Annotated in this window: 18 protein-coding genes; 9 read left to right on the top strand and 9 right to left on the bottom strand. The window is 61.3% G+C overall.

What is annotated here, in order from left to right:
- The first annotated feature begins 98 nt into the window (after positions 1-98).
- From OQ287_RS08260 to speA, 6 genes are all read left to right on the top strand, one after another.
- Complete coding sequence (locus tag OQ287_RS08260) at positions 99-1,046, top strand: homoserine kinase (RefSeq protein ID WP_250935169.1); 948 nt, start codon at positions 99-101, stop codon at positions 1,044-1,046.
- Between the two features lie 134 nt (positions 1,047-1,180).
- The gene (locus OQ287_RS08255; RefSeq protein WP_250935168.1) at positions 1,181-1,975 is read left to right on the top strand and encodes a glycosyltransferase family 2 protein; all 795 of its coding nucleotides are present in this window, start codon (positions 1,181-1,183) and stop codon (positions 1,973-1,975) included.
- Positions 1,972-2,259 carry a lipid-A-disaccharide synthase N-terminal domain-containing protein gene (locus OQ287_RS08250; RefSeq protein WP_250935167.1) on the top strand — a complete coding sequence of 96 codons (288 nt, stop codon included), beginning with the start codon at positions 1,972-1,974 and terminating at the stop codon, positions 2,257-2,259. Before OQ287_RS08255 ends, OQ287_RS08250 begins: the two co-directional genes overlap by 4 nt.
- 59 nt (positions 2,260-2,318) lie before the next feature.
- On the top strand, positions 2,319-4,118 hold the full coding sequence (locus OQ287_RS08245) for an ArnT family glycosyltransferase (RefSeq protein WP_265896134.1): 1,800 nt from the start codon (positions 2,319-2,321) through the stop codon (positions 4,116-4,118).
- A 138-nt stretch (positions 4,119-4,256) separates the two neighbouring features.
- A complete protein-coding gene (locus OQ287_RS08240; RefSeq protein WP_250935165.1) occupies positions 4,257-4,880 on the top strand; it encodes a hypothetical protein in 624 nt (207 codons plus the stop codon).
- 89 nt (positions 4,881-4,969) lie between these two features.
- Positions 4,970-6,886: a biosynthetic arginine decarboxylase gene (speA, locus tag OQ287_RS08235; protein ID WP_250935164.1), complete on the top strand. Its 1,917-nt coding sequence runs from the start codon at positions 4,970-4,972 to the stop codon at positions 6,884-6,886.
- A gap of 15 nt (positions 6,887-6,901) precedes the next feature.
- Here speA and OQ287_RS08230 read toward each other — a convergent pair whose 3' ends face one another.
- From OQ287_RS08230 to OQ287_RS08220, 3 genes are all read right to left on the bottom strand, one after another.
- Positions 6,902-7,282: a septal ring lytic transglycosylase RlpA family protein gene (locus tag OQ287_RS08230; protein ID WP_265896133.1), complete on the bottom strand. Its 381-nt coding sequence runs from the start codon at positions 7,280-7,282 to the stop codon at positions 6,902-6,904.
- A gap of 50 nt (positions 7,283-7,332) precedes the next feature.
- Positions 7,333-7,998, bottom strand: a complete 666-nt coding sequence (locus OQ287_RS08225; RefSeq protein ID WP_250935159.1) for a fumarylacetoacetate hydrolase family protein — start codon at positions 7,996-7,998, stop codon at positions 7,333-7,335.
- Positions 7,999-8,156: 158 nt separating this feature from the next.
- Complete coding sequence (locus OQ287_RS08220; protein ID WP_250935157.1) at positions 8,157-8,549, bottom strand: hypothetical protein; 393 nt, start codon at positions 8,547-8,549, stop codon at positions 8,157-8,159.
- Positions 8,550-8,811: 262 nt separating this feature from the next.
- Between OQ287_RS08220 and OQ287_RS08215 the strand changes: the two genes are divergently transcribed.
- Positions 8,812-9,366: a cytochrome b gene (locus tag OQ287_RS08215; protein ID WP_250935155.1), complete on the top strand. Its 555-nt coding sequence runs from the start codon at positions 8,812-8,814 to the stop codon at positions 9,364-9,366.
- Positions 9,367-9,399: 33 nt separating this feature from the next.
- Positions 9,400-9,990, top strand: coding sequence for a YceI family protein (locus tag OQ287_RS08210; RefSeq protein WP_407658245.1), 591 nt, complete (start codon positions 9,400-9,402; stop codon positions 9,988-9,990).
- On the opposite strand, the gene OQ287_RS08205 is transcribed toward OQ287_RS08210, so the two are convergent.
- The 5 genes from OQ287_RS08205 to nikA are packed head-to-tail and all read right to left on the bottom strand — an operon-like array spanning position 9,965 to position 15,017.
- Positions 9,965-10,792 (bottom strand): ATP-binding cassette domain-containing protein, encoded by an 828-nt coding sequence (locus tag OQ287_RS08205; protein WP_265896132.1) that lies wholly within the window; start codon positions 10,790-10,792, stop codon positions 9,965-9,967. The genes OQ287_RS08210 and OQ287_RS08205 overlap by 26 nt on opposite strands.
- The gene (locus tag OQ287_RS08200) at positions 10,789-11,532 is read right to left on the bottom strand and encodes an ATP-binding cassette domain-containing protein (RefSeq protein WP_265896131.1); all 744 of its coding nucleotides are present in this window, start codon (positions 11,530-11,532) and stop codon (positions 10,789-10,791) included. Before OQ287_RS08200 ends, OQ287_RS08205 begins: the two co-directional genes overlap by 4 nt.
- A complete protein-coding gene (gene nikC / locus OQ287_RS08195; RefSeq protein WP_265896130.1) occupies positions 11,529-12,416 on the bottom strand; it encodes a nickel ABC transporter permease subunit NikC in 888 nt (295 codons plus the stop codon). The genes OQ287_RS08200 and nikC overlap by 4 nt, the downstream gene beginning before the upstream one ends.
- Positions 12,413-13,399: a nickel ABC transporter permease subunit NikB gene (nikB, locus tag OQ287_RS08190; RefSeq protein WP_265896129.1), complete on the bottom strand. Its 987-nt coding sequence runs from the start codon at positions 13,397-13,399 to the stop codon at positions 12,413-12,415. The genes nikC and nikB overlap by 4 nt, the downstream gene beginning before the upstream one ends.
- Positions 13,392-15,017, bottom strand: coding sequence for a nickel ABC transporter substrate-binding protein (gene nikA, locus OQ287_RS08185; RefSeq protein WP_265896128.1), 1,626 nt, complete (start codon positions 15,015-15,017; stop codon positions 13,392-13,394). The genes nikB and nikA overlap by 8 nt, the downstream gene beginning before the upstream one ends.
- A 141-nt stretch (positions 15,018-15,158) precedes the next feature.
- Between nikA and nikR the strand changes: the two genes are divergently transcribed.
- On the top strand, positions 15,159-15,632 hold the full coding sequence (gene nikR, locus OQ287_RS08180; protein WP_250935148.1) for a nickel-responsive transcriptional regulator NikR: 474 nt from the start codon (positions 15,159-15,161) through the stop codon (positions 15,630-15,632).
- Between the two features lie 12 nt (positions 15,633-15,644).
- On the opposite strand, the gene OQ287_RS08175 is transcribed toward nikR, so the two are convergent.
- Positions 15,645-16,025 (bottom strand): hypothetical protein, encoded by a 381-nt coding sequence (locus OQ287_RS08175; RefSeq protein ID WP_250935147.1) that lies wholly within the window; start codon positions 16,023-16,025, stop codon positions 15,645-15,647.
- Between the last annotated feature and the right edge of the window lie 40 nt (positions 16,026-16,065).

Here is a 16,065-nt window from a genome sequence, read left to right as displayed (position 1 = left end):
CACCGTGGCAAGCCGCTTGATCCACGGGGTAGAATAGCCCGGCGTTCACGCTCCTCCGTACTGTATGGGAGGTGCCATTTCACAATCGGCGAGACATCATGGCGGTTTTTACACCCTTGCAGTACGACCAGGTCAGCGATTTTCTGACGCGTTACAGCGTTGGTGAACTGACCCGACTGGACGAAGTGGCCAGCGGTACCGAAAACTCCACTTTTTTTGTCACCACCGACCGTCAGGCGATGGTACTGACCCTGTTTGAACAGGGCGATCAACAGGAACTGCCTTTTTTTGTCGAACTGCTGGACTTTCTGGCCGTTCGGGAGCTGCCGATACCGGGGCCGATCCATGATCGGGAAGGCATCGCCCTGCAGCGCCTGGCAGACCGGCCAGCCCTGCTCTTTCCCCGGCTGCCGGGCCGCCATCCGGATACCGCAACCCTTGCCCAGTGCCGCGCCATTGGCGACACCCTGGGCAGAATGCACGACGCCTCACGCCATTTTAAGGGCAAGCGCCCCAACCCCAGGGACCTTCGATGGATCAGCGCCACCTACCCACGGGTGATGGGGTATCTGAATGCTGAAGATCAGGCCCTGATGCGCGATGAAATCGATGCCTACCGCTCCACTCTGAGCCTTGATGCCGGTCTTCCACAGGGTGCCCTGCATGGCGATCTGTTTCGTGACAACACCCTGTTCGAAGGTGACCGGCTGGGCGGGCTGATCGATTTCTATAACGGCTGCACCGGTGACCTGATCTTCGATCTCGCCATCGTGATCAACGACTGGTGTTCCAATGATGATGGCAGTCTGGACGAACAGCGCTATGACGCCATCATGAAGGCCTACCAGGAGGCACGCCCCTTTGAGGCCGCCGAACACACTCACTGGCCGATGATGCTGCGCATGACGGCACTGAGGTACTGGCTGTCCCGGCTGCTGGTCGTCTATGTCGATGCACCTGCCCATGCCCTGACACCCAAGGACCCCGCGCAGTACCGGGCAATCCTGAAATCACGCAGCCGCATGACACCGCCTCCGCTGGTCTGACCGGCCTGGCGTTATACTGCCGAGAGGCAGGGTGATAAGGAAGTGTTAAGCTGCCAACAGTAACGTCAGTACAGTGCCATGTCGTGACAGTCATGCCATGGCGCCTCCATCTGCCCTGCTTATTGGATATTCGCATGACTACCACCCCGCCCGATGTCTCTGTCCTGATCCCGGCCAAAAACGAATCCGGTAACCTTGCTGCCCTGCTGGACGCTGTTGAACAGGCGCTGGCAGGCCATGCGTTCGAAGTCATCGTGGTCGACGATGGCTCGACCGACGATACCTGGCCCATGCTGATGCGCTATCAGGCCGACCACGCCTGGCTGCGCCCGCTACATCACGCCCGGAGTGCCGGTCAAAGCACCTCGGTATGGCAGGCGGCCTGGGCCGCCAAAGGCACCTGGCTTGCCACCCTGGACGGAGACGGCCAGAACGACCCGGCCGACCTGCCGGCCATGCTGGATATCATCAAGGCACGCTCCCTGGCGCTACTGGCCGGTCACCGGACCCATCGTCAGGATGACCAGATCAAGTTGCTGTCCTCGCGCATTGCCAATGCCGTACGCAGCTGGCTGCTCAAGGATGAAACGCCCGATACCGGCTGTGGCATCAAGGTAATGCAGCGCGACGCCTTCCTGCGCCTGCCCTACTTCAACCACATGCACCGTTTTCTGCCGGCGCTGATGCGCGCTCAGGGGCATGACATCGACTCTCACCCGGTACGCCATCACCCCCGCGGCGCTGGTGCCTCCAACTATGGCACGCTGGACAGACTGCGCGCCGGCCTGCTGGATCTGCTGGGCGTGGCCTGGCTTGTTCATCGCAGCCGCCTGCCGGCCCCGCTGGAACAGCATGTTCATCAACGCACCGAAAGCACCGCGGAATCAGGCCATCAGCCACCCCCGCCGCACACCCGGGTGCCCTCATGAGCTGGCTGGGTACGGAAACCTTCTGGATTATCGTCGGGTTTGCCGGTCAGGCCCTGTTTTCTGCCCGCTTTCTGATTCAGTGGCTGGCCAGTGAAAAGGCCCGCAAAAGTGTCATGCCCAATCTGTTCTGGTACTTCAGCATCGGTGGCGGCGTGGTGCTGCTGGCCTACGCCATTTACCGTCAGGACCCCGTCTTCATTGCCGGTCAGGGAGCGGGACTGCTGATCTATTTCCGCAATATGGCCCTGATTCGTCAGGAACGCCGGCGAAACGCCACCTCATAGCATCTGTGCCGGCGACGTTCCTTCGATCCCTGCCGTCGCCGTGATACAAGGAGAGTTTCATGCAGGCTCGCCCGACCTCCTGGCTGACCCGCCATCCCCTGCCTTGGCTTACCCTGTTGGCGCTGGTCGTACTGGGCCTGGGTCTGGGTTTCAGACACCCCTGGCCCGCCGACGAACCCCGTTTTGCCCTGATCGCTCAGGAAATGCTGACCACGCACCACTGGCTGTTGCCTCATCGAGCCGGCGAACTCTACCCGGACAAGCCGCCCGTTTTCATGTGGTCGATCGCGCTGGGACTTTGGGTATTGAAGGCCTTTTCGGTGCCCGGTGCGGAAAGGATTGCCTTCTTACTGCCCTCCCTGCTGGGTGGTGTGGGCACACTTGCCCTGATGACCGACCTGGCCAGGCGATTTTACGGGCCCCGTATTGCATGGCTGGCCGGGCTGACCCTTCTAAGCACTGTCCTGTTTACCCTGCAGGCCAAGACAGCCCAGATAGACATGTGGGTCACCTTCTTTGTTACCGTGGGCCTGTACGGCCTGATACGTCATATTCTGCTAGGCCCGGATTCGCGCTGGTGGCACCTGGGCTTTTTTGCGATGGGCGTGGGCATTCTTACCAAGGGAGTGGGCTTTTTGCCGCTATTGATGCTGCCGGTATGGATGATCTTTTTAAAGACCGGCAGTGGCCACCGCACGCTGACACCCCTGTCGCTCAAACTGCTGGGCACCGGGTTGCTGGCACTACTGGCGCCGCTTTTGATGTGGGGCATCCCGATGATTCTTTATACCTCGCTTGGCCACGCCGAGCCGGGGCTGGCAGCCTATCGGGACAACATCCTCTTCAAGCAGACCGGACAGCGCTACGCCGATAGCTGGCACCATCTTGAACCCTGGTATTACTACCTGGTCAGTGTCCTCCCCTGGGCCTGGTTGCCATTGACGCTGGCCCTGCCCTGGACGGTACCCAACGCATGGCGCCGCCTCAAGCGACGCGATCCTCGACAGTGGCTGCCGCTGGGATTCGTGATCCTGATGGTGATCTTCTTTTCCCTGAGTCCTGGCAAGCGTGGCGTCTACATGACACCTGCCACGGCCATGTTCGTGCTGGCCTTTGCCCCTGCCCTGCCTGCGCTGCTGCGTCGCCCCCGGCTCAACCAGCTGGTCTGGGGTCTTGTGCTGGTTCCCGGCCTGCTGATCGGCCTGATCGGTATTGCCGGGTTATCCGGCCTGCCGGTCATGGCAAGACTTGAGGCCGAGCACGGGTTCGCGCCCTGGGGATGGTGGACCGCGCTTGGACTGTTGTCCGTACTGATTGCTCATCTGATACCGTCCCGGCGCGGGCTGGTGGCCTTTGGCCTGTGGAGCGTCATGTTCTGGGGATTGTGGTCAACCTGGGGCTATAAGGTCATGGACCCGGCACGTTCGACCCAGGCGCTGATGAAGCAGGTGGTCTCCATGACATCGCCTGATACCACGCTGGCCCTGCCGGACTTCGATGAGTCGATGGTACTGCAGGCGCGCCAGCCCGTGGTTCAGTTTGGCTACGATACGCCGGAGCCGGATCAGCTGCTGGCCCTGGTCGCCTGGCTTGATCAGGCGCCCGAGACCCGGGCAGCGCTCATGAACGAAAAGGCCCTTGATCATCTCGAGTGTCCCGCGCCGGTCACGGCAACCCGGGTGCCGATTGCTGATCGCCATCAGTGGTGGCTGGTACGTGCCGTTGATGTCGCGGGCTGCAGGGCCGATGCCACGGCCGCCCCGGTGCTGACCGCGCCGACGACGCTGCCCCCGACCGGTGACAAGGCAACTCCCCCCGGCCCGCCAGCAACGGACGAAGCCGACACGACGCCAAACTGAAGCCTGGCTGAACGGGAGTGAATGCACGCACAGTGCTGCTGTCCCACTCCCGTGCAGGCTATTTTTCCCGTGGTTCATGAAACCTTAATCAACCACGGGCATGCTTGGCATATTTCCTGTCGAAAAAAGGCATTCCTGATGGCTACCGCACTTTCACTGACCCGCTTTCTGCCCTCTCGAACCTTCGTCAACAACAACCGTGACGGCCTGGCCCTGATGGTACTGTGGGCCGTTGGCGTCTCGTTGTGGCAACCCCTTCAGGCACTGTCCGGGGCGCTCGGCCTGACTTCGCTGGAGTCCACCGCGCTGTGGGAAGGTATTGATCATACCCACAGGCTGATCAACGTCGGCACGCCGCTGGTGCTCGTACTGGGTGCAGCAATGGTGTACCGCTGTGCACGTCGTCTGCGCTATACCGGCAATGTGGCCCAGCGGGTCGCCCGGATCTGGACGCTGCTGCTGGCACTGACGATGGTGGGCAATGTAAGCGTTGCCAACGCGCTGACCATCGGGCTGGTGCTGGGCGCACTGGCACCACTCATCAAGGGTCGGATTACCCGACGCAAGGCCGCCACAAGTGCCGCATGGCTGTTTGCCGCAATGACATTCTTCGGCGTGGGCGCCCTGGCCATGTGGGCGATTCCGCTGGTCGGCAGCATGTTGTGGCGGGCTTCCCAGTTCAAGACCAACGATTATCGAGCCATGCTGACAGGGTCGGGCATGGCCCTGGGCAGCTTTGTCCTGGTCAGCCAGTTGCTTTAGGCTGAAGGTTTTCGTGCATAAGGCCGCCCTCGAGGCGGCCTTGTTGTATGATGCCGACCCGCATGTGATAGACCCGTTCAGGAGCCCCCATGACGTCATCCTCATCCATCCCTTCCGAGCCCCAGGCTCGGCGTACCTACAACATTGATCAGTGGGGCAGTGGCTACTTTGACGTCGATGCACGCGGGCACGCGCTGGTGCGTCCGTTCGGGGACAACGGTACCCCCGCCCTGTCACTGCGGGAACTGACGGATCAGCTGACCGATGCCGGCCTGCGCCTGCCTGTTCTGGTACGGTTTACCGATATCCTGCATGACCGGGTCGAGAAGCTCTGTGAAGCCTTTGATCAGGCTATCAGCGAACAGAATTTCGGCGGTCATTACACCGCGGTCTATCCCATCAAGGTCAACCAGCAGCGGCGGGTCGTTGAAGAGCTGCTGGCCACTCCGGAACGGGGCCGGGGCAGGGTCGGCCTCGAGGCCGGCAGCAAGCCGGAACTGCTTGAAGTGCTGGCGCTGTCGTCCGAAACCGCCAGCACCATCGTCTGCAACGGCTACAAGGATCGCGAATACATCCGGCTGGCCCTGATGGGAGAAAAGCTGGGGCACCGGGTGTATCTGGTTGTGGAAAAGTACGCCGAAGTGCAGCTGATTCTGGAGGAAGCCCGTACCCTCGGCGTCAGCCCGCGTATCGGCGTACGGGCGCGCCTGATGTCGATCGGCAAGGGTAAATGGCAGAATACCGGCGGCGAAAAGTCCAAGTTCGGCCTGACCGCGGCGCAAATGCTCGACATCGTCGGCCAGCTCAAGGCCGAAGGTCAGCTCGATGCCCTGCAGCTGGTACATTTTCACCTGGGATCACAGATCGCCAATATTCGTGATATCCAGCGCGGCCTGCGCGAATGTGCCCGGTTCTATCAGAGCCTGTATCAGGCCGGCGCGCCGGTCTCGGTGGTGGACGTTGGTGGTGGACTAGGCGTTGATTATGAAGGCACCCGCTCACGCAGCTTCTGCTCGATGAACTACTCGATGCGTGAATATGCCAATAACGTGGTCGCGGCCTTTCGCCAGCTGTGCGATGCCGAAGGGCTGCCCCATCCGGATATCGTATCGGAGTCCGGTCGGGCACTGACGGCTCACCACGCGGTACTGATTACCAATGTGATCGAGGAGGAGCGCCAGCGTGCGCCGACCCTGCCGACGCGCACCGACGGTGATCCGCAGCTGGATACCCTCTGGCAGGCACTGGAAGGGCTCCGCCAGCAACCGGAGGCACGCCAGCTGCTGGAATACTTTCACGACCTGTCCCAGGCCATGAGCGAGCTTCAGGACCGCTTCGTCCACGGCAGTGCCACCCTTGCTCACCGTGCCGAGGCCGAGTCCGTCTACATGGCGGCCAGCCAGACCCTTCGCCATCAGCTGGATGCCCGCAATCGTGCCCACCGGGATACCCTGGATGAACTGGACGAAAAGCTGGCCGACAAGCTGTTTGTCAATTTTTCACTGTTCCAGTCCGTGCCGGATGTCTGGGGCATTGATCAGATCTTTCCCATCCTGCCACTGACGAGCCTCGATAAACCGGCCACCCGCCGGGGCGTTATCCAGGACATTACCTGTGATTCCGATGGGCGAATCGATCAGTATGTGGATGGCCAGGGCATTGAAACCACCCTGCCACTGCCGGAATGGGAAGAGGGCGAGCCACGACTGCTGGGGATGTTTCTGGTCGGCGCCTATCAGGAAATTCTGGGGGATCTGCATAATCTGTTCGGCGATACCGATTCCATCGACGTTCAGCTGGGCAGCGATGGCCAGTGGCAACTGGGTACCCGCATCCAGGGCGATCGGGTCGCGGATGTGCTGCGCTACGTCAACTTCGATGTCGACAGGCTACGGGAGCGGTTCCGCCATCAATTGCTGCGCAGCGATCTCTCCGGCAGCGATAGGGCCCTGTTTCTGGAAGAGCTGGAAGCAGGCCTTGAAGGCTATACCTACCTTGAGCATTAAGCCATCGGGCAGACTTCAGCGCTGCCCGACCACCTCGATACTCACCGGCGCCACGCCGGCCTGGATCAATCCGATACGCCTTGCCGCAGCCGGTGTCAGATCAATGATGCGACCGCGGCCATAGGGGCCGCGGTCATTGATGCGAACCGTGACCTGGCGACCGGTGTCCTGCCGGGTAACCCGTACCCGAGTGCCAAACGGCAGGGTACGATGCGCCGCCGTCATTGCCGATAAATCAAGACGCTCTCCGCTGGCCGTCAATCGGCCACCATAGCGTTGTGCGTAATAGGTCGCGTTCCCCCGCTCGGTGGCTCCCGTGCCCGAACCGGTCATGTTCGAACCGGCGCAGCCCGCCAGAAGCGAGACCAGCAGCAGGGGAAGAAAACAGCGCTTCATGTGCTCTCCAGCAGGTTGTCGTTTTACGCCGTCGGGCATGTGTGTCAGTGCTATACCGTGGCCGTATCGAGAAACAGCCAGTCATCAATGGCCATGGTCAATCGCGCCTGCTGCGGCAGCACGCCAACGCCCTCGGGAGTGCCGGTCAGAACAACATCGCCAGGCTCCAGCGTAAAACAGTGGCTTATTTCGGATACCAGTTCGGCAACCGGAAACAGCATTCGTTCGGTATACCCACGCTGACGCAGCTCACCATTGATATCCATGGAAAACCCGAGCTGCTGCCAGTCGACGAAACGCCCCTTGACCGACACAAACGGGCTCAACGGACAGGCGCCATTGAATCCCTTGGCACGCTCCCAGGGTTGTCCTCTGGCCTTGAGTTCATCCTGCATGTCACGCAGGGTCAAATCCAGTGCGAGCCCCATGCCGACAATCGCCTCGCGGGCCGCGTCAGGCGAAGCCTCGTGAAGACGTCGCCCGATCAGCAGGGAAAGTTCGGTTTCAAAATGGACCGTCCCCAGATGGCGTGGCGGCGCGATCGGTTTGGCAAGGTCGACCACGCTTGAGGCCGGCTTGATGAATAAAAGCGGCTGGTCCGGTACGTCATTTCCCAGCTCCCGAGCATGAGCAGCATAATTGCGCCCGACACAGACGACCTTGCCGATATCCTGGCCGAACACCTTGCCATCAATGAAACGAGGGGCAAACGCCATGAGAAGTCTCCTTGTTGATCGCTACCCGCCATACTAGCGCGCCCGACGGTCATGTGAAGGCGCATGAATGACTATCGCGCTCATTGAGTACGTCTTGTCAGCGTGATCAGTCCATGAAAAAGCCGGCCCGGGAGCCGGCATTGATGCATGCTGTTCGGTCAAAGCCCCAGCGCGCGCTCCAGCTCGGCGTCACGCCCATTGACGTGGCCCATCGGGTCCACGGTCAGGGTTTCGTTGTCACGCTGAAACACCACATCGGACTGCTCGGTGCCGCTTACCTCCCAGCCGGCTGTCTGCGCACGGTCGATGATCGTGATCGGCACGGCCCACACCTGGCCGGTAAACAGCCGCCAGCGCTCACCACCGGGCTGACGAATGCAGACCACCGCTGTCTGCTCGCTGGTGCCGGACGGCCCGGTGGTACTGGCGCTGGTTCGCGCGACCACCTCCATGTCGTTCGGGTCACCACACAGGGCAAGGGCCTGCTCTTCGGTGGCATGCTCCGACAACCGGATAACATCCTGATCGGGAAAAATAATGGCATAGCGCATGGTGCGACCTCATGAACGTCGACAGGGAGTGTCGTGACTATAGCCTCATCATGCCACGCCCAAGGGCCGGGACACGGAAAAAACACGACGATCGCCCTGTTGACGGGCGTCTGACCCGATGGACCATGAGCACCAGGCGTTAAATTCATCGTCGAGCACGTTTTGAAACGATTTTTTCGATTCCAGCCCTGGTTTTAATTCACTTCCTGTCATCGCTGCAGAGCCTTACTCTGCTTGAAAAGCCTACAGAGACGTTATTGCCATGCCCGCACCCGTTGCAAGGCCCACCCGGTGGCCACTGACCAGTCGCATGCTTCACGCCATCAGCGCGCTGGCGGTATTCGGCATGTTCGCCAGTGGCTGGTGGATGACCTCGCTGGGTTACTACGACAGCTGGTATCACCGAGCTCCCTGGTGGCATAAATCCTTCGGCCTGACCCTGCTGGCGCTCACGCTGTGGCGAGTCATCACACGACTTCTCACTACTGCGCCGCCGGCGCACGGGTCGGCACTTGAACAGCGCGCGGCCCACGGCGGGCACCTGCTGCTTTACATACTGCTGTTTTCCGTCCTGTTGACCGGCTATCTGATTTCCACCGCGGAGGGATCAGGCGTCAGCGTATTCGGCTGGTTCACCGTACCGGCACTCATTACCCCCTTTCGGGATCAGGCAACGATCGCCGGCAGTATTCACTGGTACTGCGCCTGGGCGCTGGTCATCCTGGCGACGGGACATGGCCTGTTTGCACTCAAGCACCACTTCATTGACCGGCACGACACCCTGACTCGAATGTTTTCCGGGCGCTCGCGCCACTGACGTTTTTCTTCCACTGTTGTACAAGGAGCATGCATGATGACCCCACTTCGCACCGGCCTTGCCGCCTTTGCCCTCTCTGCCGTCGCCGCCACACCGGCTCTGGCCGCAGACTACAAGATCGACACCGAAGGCGCCCACGCCTTCATCCAGTTCAAGGTCAGCCACCTGGGCTACTCCTATGAACTGGGGCAGTTCCGCGATTTTGACGGTTCCTTTACCTATGACCCGGATGACGTCAAGGCATCGAAGGTCAACGTCACCGTTCAGACAGACAGCCTGGACACCAACCATGCCGAGCGGGACAAGCACCTTAAAAGCGCCGAGTTCCTCGACGTCAGCAAATACCCGACGGCCACCTTCGAGTCCACGCAGTTTGTTCCCGGCGATGACAAGAATGAGGGCGAACTGAAAGGCAACCTGACCCTGCATGGCGTGACCAAACCGGTCACGTTTGAAGTCGATCGCATCGGTGGCGGAGACGATCCGTGGGGCGGTTACCGCCAGGGGTTTGAAGGGGAAACCACCATCCAGCCGGCCGATTTCGGTATCGATATGGTCAAGAAGCTGGGGCCGGCCTCTGAAAATGTCGAGCTGTACATTACCTTTGAAGGCATTCGTCAGTAACGACTGTCGACTCCCCCTGAACGCCGCCCCCCGGGGCGGCGTTTTTCATGGTGCCTGCCGGTGGAAGTGCCGGAAGCACCGCCGCTTCAAGTGCACGCGCCTCCGGATGGGTAAACGCCTCGCCGGCCTGCACGTCATCAATCAGCCGCCCTCCCTGCATCACCAGCACCCGTGAACACAGACGCCGGGCCAGTCGCAGGTCATGAGTAATGAAGAACAGCCCCATGCCGCTGTCACGGCACTGCGTCGCCAGCCAGCGGGTCAACTCCACCTGCAGTACGGTATCGAGTCCGGACGTAGCCTCATCACAGATCAGCAGGGAAGGATTGATGGCCAGCGCTCGCGCCAGGCACACACGCTGCAACTGCCCCCCGGAAAGCTGATGCGGCCGGCGCCGTGCGTACTCGGCCGGTAGATGCACGGCGTCCAGCAGCGAGGTCACACGTGCCCACCGGGCAGCATGGGACAACCGACTCAGGTGGCGCAGGGGCTCATCGATGATACGGGCCACGGTATGACGAGGGTTGACGGCCCCGGGGGCATCCTGAAAGACCCCTTGAACCTGCTGTCGGAATGCCTGGCGGCCGGCCCGATGCCTGAGCGATACCGGCACCCCGTCATGAAACATCCGCCCTTCTGTCGGGGTTTCAAGCCCCAGCATGATGCGTGACAGGGTGCTCTTGCCCTCGCCACTGCCCCCCACCAGTGCCACACGCTCGCCAGGTGCCAGCGTCAGAGACACATTATCCAGTACGCAACGTGTGCCATAGCGGTGACTGATGGCGCTTAGGGTCAGGCTCACAGGGGTTCCTCGTCGTACAGGGCATGGTGGGCAGCAAGCAACCGCCGGGCCGCATCACTGCTCGGCGCGCAGCACAGCGTTTCCGGCGTGGTGGATTCAACCAGGCGCCCCTCACTGATGACATGCACCTCATCAGCACAGGCATTGACCACGCCCAGGTCATGGGTAATGAGCAGTACGCCCATGCCGTGCTCCCGCACCACGGTCTCGATCAGCGACAGACTACGCTGGCAGGAACGAGGGTCCAGATCCGAGGTGGGCTCATCTGCGATCAGAAACGACGCCTGCTGCATCAACCCCAGCGCCAGCATCATTCGCTGCAGCATTCCGCCCGACAGTTCAAAGGCGTAGGCGTTTCGTACCTCCGGGGCAAGGCCCGCATCCTCCAGTGCAGCGGCGATGCGCTGCCTGGCGGCCTGGCCCCGCACGCCGACGGTTGCCAGTGTTTCCAGAGCATGCGCCTCCATGGTCATCAACGGATTAAAGGCGCTGCGCGGATTCTGCAACAGGCTGGCCACCTGCGGCACGCGGCCATCCCGGGTGCTCAGCACACCTCCTTCACGTGTCAGCGTCGGTGGCAGGGCACCTGCGAGCGCGGCAGCAGTCAGGGACTTGCCTGCCCCGCTTTGCCCCACCAGCGCCACCGTGCGCCCTGGAGTCAGGCACAGACTGATCCGATCAAGCAATCGGAGTGAGCCGTGATACACGCTCAGGGGGGACAGCGTAGCCGGGCCGCTCATGGGTGAGCCTCCGCCAGTACAGGATCGAGACGGTCGCGAAGGCCATCACTCAACAGATTGAACGCCATCACACTGATGAAAATGGCTGCGCCGGGCCAGAAGATCAGCGCCGGGCTCGACCAGATGACCTCACGGGCATCGCTGATCATCACGCCCCACTCAGGCGTCGGCGGGGCAACACCCAGTCCCAGAAACGACAGCGCCGCCACATGCAGCATCATGTGACCCAGATCCAGCGTTAAAAGAATCAGGACCTGCACCAGCACCGTTGGCAGCATGTGCTCGCGAAAGATGGCTGCACCGCCCGCGCCGGATAATCGCGCGGCCTGCACGAACTCCCGTTCCCGCAGGGACATCACCAGCACCCGCACCACGCGTGCGTACCAGGCCCAGTGTGTCAGCGACACCGCAATGATGACACTGCTCATGCCCGGGCCCAGCACACCGATCAGACACATGGCCATCACGAAGGTCGGCAGGGTCAGAAACAGGTCGGCGGCCCGCATCAGTACCTGATCGATACGCCCACCGGCCAGCCCGGCCACGCTACCAACGACCAGTCCGATCGCCAGTACCAGCCCGAGGATGGCCGCCACGGTGCCCAGTGACAGCCTGGCACCATACAGCAGGCGCGAGGCCACATCCCGACCCAAGGCATCAGTACCCAGCCAGTGCTCGCGGCTGGCCGGTGCCAGTCGGTGAAGAATATCAACGGCATCAGGATCCATCGGCGCCAGCCAGGGCGCAGCCATCGCCATGAAGACCAGCACGACCACCAGCACCCCGCCAATGCGCACGCCCCAGGTCGAGGACCTGAACAGGCGCGACCAGCCGCGTCCGGACGCAAGTGACACGGGGCGCCGATACAACAGGGCTTCCTTCATGTCATGTCTCCGGAAGGGGCGACACGGTGACGACGGATGCGCGGATCAAGCCAGGCATGAACGACGTCCACTCCCAGATTGGCCAGCACGTAGACCAGTGTCATCAACAGCGTAAAACACTGCAGAACCGGGAAGTCCCGATTGTGAATCGCCTCCACGGCCAGACGACCCACGCCGGGCCAGGCAAAGATGTTCTCGATGACAAAGGCGCCGCCAATCAGCTCACCAATAGCCATCCCGGATGCTGTCAGCAACGGCAAGAGGGCATGGGGCAGCACATGGGCCCGAAGCTGCCGCCCCGACGACAGCCCACGCAGCCGAGCGTAGTGAACATGGCGCTGAGCCCGGGCTTCAAGCAGCGAGGTACGAAGCATCCTGGCATTGATTGAAATGGTCATCAGTGAAATCGCCATGGCCGGCATGACAAAGTGCAGCGGGCCGCCATATCCCATCGGCGGCAGCCACTCAAGCCAGACGGAAAACAACAGCACCATCAGAAAGCCGAGCCAGAAATTCGGCATCGAGACACCGAGAAAGGCAATGAAGCGCACCAGATGATCCGGCCAGCGATCAGGATAACTGCCGGCCAGCAGGCCCAGCGCTACGCTGAAGATCGCCGTGACCACCAGCGCCACAGCGACCAGCGACAAGGTGGCGGGCAGGTAATCAAGCAGCATCGCCAGCACCGGCTCGCCACTGATGAAGGACGTGCCAAAATCCAGGTGCAACGCGCCCCACAGCCAGCGGCCATACTGCTGCACCAGGGGCAGATCAAGGCCCAGTCGATGCCGGGCCTCCATCAGGGCCTGGTCGGTCGGCGTAATACCGGACAGCCGCAGATAATCCATGGCGGGGTCGCCACGCCCGACATGCAGCAACACGAAGATGATGACCGACACCAGCAGCAACAGGATGGGCAGCAGCGCCAGCCGGCGCAGGGCCAGCTGCCAGAGCGGCTCGAACCGCCGGACAGGCTCAGTCATGGGCGGTCGCCCTTTCGGCGGGGGTCATGTCAGCGAAGGGAATATCTTCCATGGTGTCGCCAAAGTGCACATTGCTGACCCGGTCATTGCTGACAGAGCGTGAGGTGATGAAGGAAATCGGCAGGTAAATGGCCTGGTCATGCAGGGTGGTCAGAATATCCCGATACAGTGACTGGCGCTGTTCCGGGTTCTGGGTAGTCAGCACCCTGCCGATATCCCGATCCAGCGCGCCCTTCATGGGCAGCCCCTGCTGCGCCTGATAATCAGCATGCGCCGGCACGCGCATGGAGCTCAGATAGGCATGAGGCTCGTAGGGTGCGCCCCAGGTATCGCTGTAGATCATATTGAAATGGCCGTTTTTCTGCCGTTTCATCAGCGCGCCCTCTTCCTCGCCCTGCAGTCGAACCTCTATGCCAATGGCTCGCAGGTTGGCCTGAACCACCTGCGACATCGACTTCTGCAACGGGTCTTCGCCATCAAAGTACAGTGACAGCGTAAGCCGCTGACCGTCCTTCACCCGAATACCGTCATCGCCGGACGTCCAGCCCGCCTTCTCAAGCAGGGAGCGCGCGCGTGCCGGATCAAACTTACGGGTCGGCAGGTCGATATCGGCATAGGGAACGCGGGATGAAAACAACCGGTAGGCAACCGGCTCGGCCCCGTAGAGCAGCGCCTTGACGATCGCGGGCCGATCCACCGCGTACTCGATGGCCTGACGAACCGGCAGCGCATTCGTCGGGAAACGCTTGCTGTTCATGACGAACGTACGTGTCGCCAGCGGCTCGGAACGGCTGGCGGTAAAGCGCGGGTCATGGCTCAACCGCTGAAAGCTGTCCACCGAAATCATCCCGCGAGTGCCCTGCACCATATCGATCTGCCCGGTTTCGAGCGCCATGGCCCGAGTATTGGGATCATTGATGACATGGATATCGACACCTGAAAAGGCGGGCATCGTGCCCCAGTAGTGCGCATTGCGGCGAAAATGATCCACTCGTCCGGGTTCGCGGCCACTGAACACCCAGGGGCCGGTTCCCACCGGCGCAGACAGCCGGCACTGCGTGCCACTGCCCGCCGCGCCCAGCACGTTCGGCGAGGCAATGCGTAGTGGCCGAATCAATGACAGTTCCATCAGGGTGGGATAGTACGGATGCTTGAGTACCAGCTGGACGGTATGCGCGTCCACGACCGTGACGTGATCAAGCTGATTGACCAGTGCCAGCCAGTCATGACGTGCCCGGCAACCAAGCACCGCGTCGACGTTGGCCTTGACGGCAGAGGCATCAAACGGTGTGCCATCGGAAAAGGTCACATTCTGACGCAGGGTAAAGGTATAGGTGCGACCGTCTTCCGACAGTGCCCAGTCGGTCGCCAGCCAGGGCTCGATTTCTCCCTTGTGATAACGCACCAACGGCTCATACACCATGGCCTGAGCCACCATCTGATTGGCACCATACCCCTGGCTGTTCAGCGGCCCCACATCGTAGGGCCATGCCGTACGAAGTACCGGGGCCTGGTCCCCGCTGTCGGCTTCAGCCGCCATCACTGTCGAGGTACCGGCCATCAGACACCAGACCATTACTGAAAGAGTGCGCACCCACCGCGCCGTCTGCTGCTTCATGAGCGTCGTGTATCCGTACCGGCAAGAGAAAGGGAGAAGTGGGTGTGGAGCCTAGCGAAGCCCTGATATGATGTCTATCCAAATTCCTCATACTCGCGAGCCTGAATCAACGCGGCTCGTGCCGAGTCACAAGGAGCCGACATGCAGCGGGTGACGATTACTCTGGATGATGAACTGCTGGAAGCCATCGATGAGCGGGTGCGATCCCACAACTATCAGGGGCGTTCCGAGGCGATGCGGGACCTGCTGCGAACGGGACTTCTGGATTCCAGGCAGCAACAGCCGGGGACGTCACGTCACTGCATGGCCACGCTCAGCTGGGTCTTCGATCACGGTACCCGAGATCTGGCGCAGCGGCTGTCGCATCTGTTTCATGTCCACCATGCTCTGATCCACACCACCCTGGAGGTGCCACTGGATCATGATCACTCACTGTCGGTGGCCGTATTGAAAGGGGAAAGTCAGCGCGTTCATGCGCTGACAGAGCGGGTCATCAGCGAGCGGGGAGTACGACATGGTCGCGCCTTCATGGTGCCGATCGACCCGGATATCGAGGAACATCTGCACGGGGATCAGATAGAGCCCCACACTCACTGGCGAGTGCGGGACAGCTAGGGGGCATGCGGGTCAGTCATGCAGGTGGTCGTGCACGTCGTCGCCTATCTGGCCATTGTCATCCAGAGCATGCAACGCGCCAACGATCGACGTCACGTCTTCGTCGATCAGTTCCTTTTGCCGCATGAAGAACTGGTAGCTCAGTGACAGGGAACGGCGCTTTTCAGCACGGTCCAGAAACTGCTCTTCGAGCTGATGCGCATGGTGCTCGATACGATCGGCCAGCAGACTGGACTGGCCGTTCTGGCACACCACGTCCATCAGGGCGCGCACTTCGACCGATAACAGATACAGCTGGTGAACATTACGAGCCTGAATCTGATGGGAAGTCGAAATATTGTCGTCCAGCAGATCAATCTGGCCCAGATTACAGTGAGTCGTTGCATCGGACATGAGTCATCTCCTCAAGACAGGCCCCGTCAGCATAAATCAG

Source organism: Larsenimonas rhizosphaerae, from assembly GCF_026240105.1.
Lineage (GTDB): Bacteria > Pseudomonadota > Gammaproteobacteria > Pseudomonadales > Halomonadaceae > Larsenimonas > Larsenimonas rhizosphaerae.
This window is presented reverse-complemented; position numbering and strand designations above follow the sequence as displayed.

What these genes read in the sequence shown, in the direction of transcription:
- OQ287_RS08260 (WP_250935169.1), top strand. Translation starts at nt 99, where the DNA reads ATGGCGGTTTTTACACCCTTGCAGTACGACCAGGTCAGCGATTTTCTG.
- OQ287_RS08255 (WP_250935168.1), top strand. Translation starts at nt 1,181, where the DNA reads ATGACTACCACCCCGCCCGATGTCTCTGTCCTGATCCCGGCCAAAAAC.
- OQ287_RS08250 (WP_250935167.1), top strand. Translation starts at nt 1,972, where the DNA reads ATGAGCTGGCTGGGTACGGAAACCTTCTGGATTATCGTCGGGTTTGCC.
- OQ287_RS08245 (WP_265896134.1), top strand. Translation starts at nt 2,319, where the DNA reads ATGCAGGCTCGCCCGACCTCCTGGCTGACCCGCCATCCCCTGCCTTGG.
- OQ287_RS08240 (WP_250935165.1), top strand. Translation starts at nt 4,257, where the DNA reads ATGGCTACCGCACTTTCACTGACCCGCTTTCTGCCCTCTCGAACCTTC.
- speA (WP_250935164.1), top strand. Translation starts at nt 4,970, where the DNA reads ATGACGTCATCCTCATCCATCCCTTCCGAGCCCCAGGCTCGGCGTACC.
- OQ287_RS08230 (WP_265896133.1), bottom strand. Translation starts at nt 7,282, where the DNA reads ATGAAGCGCTGTTTTCTTCCCCTGCTGCTGGTCTCGCTTCTGGCGGGC.
- OQ287_RS08225 (WP_250935159.1), bottom strand. Translation starts at nt 7,998, where the DNA reads ATGGCGTTTGCCCCTCGTTTCATTGATGGCAAGGTGTTCGGCCAGGAT.
- OQ287_RS08220 (WP_250935157.1), bottom strand. Translation starts at nt 8,549, where the DNA reads ATGCGCTATGCCATTATTTTTCCCGATCAGGATGTTATCCGGTTGTCG.
- OQ287_RS08215 (WP_250935155.1), top strand. Translation starts at nt 8,812, where the DNA reads ATGCCCGCACCCGTTGCAAGGCCCACCCGGTGGCCACTGACCAGTCGC.
- OQ287_RS08210 (WP_407658245.1), top strand. Translation starts at nt 9,400, where the DNA reads ATGATGACCCCACTTCGCACCGGCCTTGCCGCCTTTGCCCTCTCTGCC.
- OQ287_RS08200 (WP_265896131.1), bottom strand. Translation starts at nt 11,532, where the DNA reads ATGAGCGGCCCGGCTACGCTGTCCCCCCTGAGCGTGTATCACGGCTCA.
- nikC (WP_265896130.1), bottom strand. Translation starts at nt 12,416, where the DNA reads ATGAAGGAAGCCCTGTTGTATCGGCGCCCCGTGTCACTTGCGTCCGGA.
- nikB (WP_265896129.1), bottom strand. Translation starts at nt 13,399, where the DNA reads ATGACTGAGCCTGTCCGGCGGTTCGAGCCGCTCTGGCAGCTGGCCCTG.
- nikA (WP_265896128.1), bottom strand. Translation starts at nt 15,017, where the DNA reads ATGAAGCAGCAGACGGCGCGGTGGGTGCGCACTCTTTCAGTAATGGTC.
- nikR (WP_250935148.1), top strand. Translation starts at nt 15,159, where the DNA reads ATGCAGCGGGTGACGATTACTCTGGATGATGAACTGCTGGAAGCCATC.
- OQ287_RS08175 (WP_250935147.1), bottom strand. Translation starts at nt 16,025, where the DNA reads ATGTCCGATGCAACGACTCACTGTAATCTGGGCCAGATTGATCTGCTG.